Origin of the sequence: Saccharopolyspora sp. (assembly GCF_017434145.1) — a bacterium.
Lineage (GTDB): Bacteria > Actinomycetota > Actinomycetes > Mycobacteriales > Pseudonocardiaceae > Saccharopolyspora_C > Saccharopolyspora_C galaxeae.
Map to the genome: position 1 here is coordinate 1 of NZ_JAFRFW010000915.1, position 2,702 is coordinate 2,702.

General features: G+C 71.3%; 1 protein-coding gene. It reads right to left on the bottom strand.

Annotated features, from left to right (window positions below; genetic code table 11):
* Positions 1-2,335 (bottom strand): glycosyltransferase (locus tag IJH84_RS24765; RefSeq protein ID WP_295149664.1); only part of this gene is annotated, 2,335 nt, incomplete at its 3' end.
* Between the last annotated feature and the right edge of the window lie 367 nt (positions 2,336-2,702).

Here is a 2,702-nt window from a genome sequence, read left to right on the forward strand (position 1 = left end):
CGGCCGCCGGGCGCGGGTCGCGGCAGAACTCGGTCAGCGGCGCCAGCACCGACTCCCAGGTGAACCGCTCCCGCACCGCGGCGATCCGCTCGCGGCACGCCGCGGCGAACTCCGCGTCGTAGAGCACCCGCTGCAACGCCTCGGCCAGCGCGTCCGGGTCCTCGGCGGGCACCACCACGCCGAGCCCTTCCCGGCGCACCAGGTCCGCGAACGAGTCGCCGTCCGTGGTGACCACCGGCAGCCCCGCCCACAGGTAGTCCAGCACCCGGGTGCGGAAGGCGAACGTGGTCTCCACGTGCTCGAAGTGCGAAGTGACCCCGCAGTCGGCGTCGAGCAGGTAGTTCTGCCGCTCGCCGTAGGGCACCCAGGTCTCGTTGAAGAACACGTTCTTCCCGGTGAGCCCGAGGCTGCGGGCCAGGTGCCTGGTGCGCTCGGCCATCCCCATCTCCGGCACGTCCGGATTCGGGTGCTTCATGCCCAGGAAGAACAGCCGCACGTCGTGGTGGCGTTCGGCGAGGCGGTGCACCGCGTGCAGCAACGTCAGCGGGTCGAACCAGCTGTAGACACCGCCCGCCCACAGCACGACCTTGTCGTCGGCCCCGATGCCGGGCTGCGCGCCCTTGATCGCCGGCCCGGTGCGCCGCGGCGCCACCGGCGACAGACCGAACGGCACCACCTCCAGCAGCGAGCGCACCGTCGGGTCGGTGTCGTAGAGCCCGGGTGTGAGCCTGCCCAGCGAAGCGAGGTGGCCGAGCCAGAAGTGCCGCTGCCGCTGCGAGGCGCACAGGAAGAAGTCACCGCGCCGCAGCTGGGAGTTCAGCACCTTCGTCACCCCGCGCAGATCGGCCGCGCGGCGCTCGTCGTCGGTGTCCCGGCCCTGTTCCAGCAGCTCCAGGTGCATCGGGTCGTAGATGTCGCAGACCACGATCTTGGTGGAGTCGACGTGCTTGAGCGCGGGCACCATCTCCAGCACGTGCCCTTGCAGCACCACGATGTCGGCCCACTCGACGTGCGCGGCGAGTTCCCGCGGTTTCGCCGCCACCACGGGAAAATCGGACTCCGGCGGGTCGACGTGCGGGTTCGCGCTGACCAGCCGCACCCGGTGTTCGCCGCTGAGCACCTCGGCCATGTGCCAGGCCCGGATCGCCGGACCGGCCATCCGCTCGGCCACCGAATCCCCGGTGAGCACCGCGATGTTGCGCGGGCGCCCGAACACCTCTTCCAGCCCGAACACGTCCACCAGCACGTCGTGCGCGGCCAGGTAGCGCGGCAGCGGGTAGGCGGGCTCCATCGCCTTGCGCATCAACGGGACCAGGTCGGCGTCCGAACGCACCCGAGCCGCCTGCTCCACCTCGCGGGCCTGTTTGAGCTGCGGCAACAGCTCCACGAACCGGTCGATGGCGAGCATCCCCGCCAGCGCGTCCCGCGAGATCGGCACGTCGTCGGAGTGGTCCACCCCCTCCGGTCGCCGCGTCATCTCCAGCTGCTCCGGGTCGACCTCGCCGCGCGCGGTCGCCCTGCGCACCGCCAGCGCCATCGCCGCGGGCAACGCCTTCGCCAGCGTCTCTTCCGAGGCGTTCTTGTACAGCGCCGCCAGCGCGTTGCGTTCCAACAGGTAGTTCTCGCGCGCCGACGAGACCTCGCTCATCGACGCGTGGTGCCGGTGGTAGGCGACCGACCGCGGCTCGTACCGCACCCGCCAGCCGCGCAGGTTCAACCGCCAGCCCAGGTCGACGTCCTCGTAGAACATGAAGAACCGCTCGTCGAACCCGCCCAGCGCGGCGAACAGCTCCGCCCGCACGAACAGCGCCGAGCCGGTGCCGAACAGCACGTCGCGCGGGGCGTCGTGGCCGCCGTCGTCGGGCTCGCCCGCGTGCCGCTTATAGCCCATGCCGAACCAGGTGAGCCCGGCGTCCACGAAATCGACGTGCTCGCCGGAGAAGTCGAGGACCTTGCTGGCCACCGCGCCCGCCGTCGGCTCCGCCCGCAGCGCCGAAACCGCCGCGCGCACCCAGTCGCGGTGCGGCCGCGCGTCGTTGTTCAGGAACGCCAGAACCTGCCCCGCGGCCTCCCGCGCAGCCAGGTTGCAGCCGCCCGCGAACCCGAGGTTCTCGCCGGACTCGATCAGCCGGACCTGCGGCTGCGCCTCCCGAATGCGCTGCGCACTGCCGTCACCGGAAGCGTTGTCGACGCAGAGCACCTGCAGCCGCTCAGCCGGGTAGTCCAGCTCGTCCCGCAACGCGCGCAGGCACTCGATCGAGTCCTGCGCACCGCGGTAGTTCACCACGACCACGGAAACGACCGGCAGGGCAGACGAATCGGACAGCTCAGCCACACCCCAAGCCTGCCCTACGCGGCGGGCGCCCGTGCACAGCGCCCGCTGATCCCCGGTTTCTTCAGAGGTGTTGCTCCAGGAGTGAACGGACCGCTAGCCCGATCTATTGGGACCAGCGGTCCGTTCGCTCGCGCAGTCCGCTCACGATGCGCGGGTGTGTCGGCTGCGTGCCTGCACCAGCGCGCAAGCCGGGTTCCGCGAGGAGTGAACGGCCTGTTCGGCCAATCTATTCGGACCAGCGGTCCGTTCGCTCGGATCCGGGAGGCGGGTGTTCGCCCGACCACTTGGACCACACGGCGTGCCGCGCAGCGGCGGAGCCGTGTGCGCGGCGGGCGCGGAGCGCCGCGGGGGCAGTGGCAGCCACCTC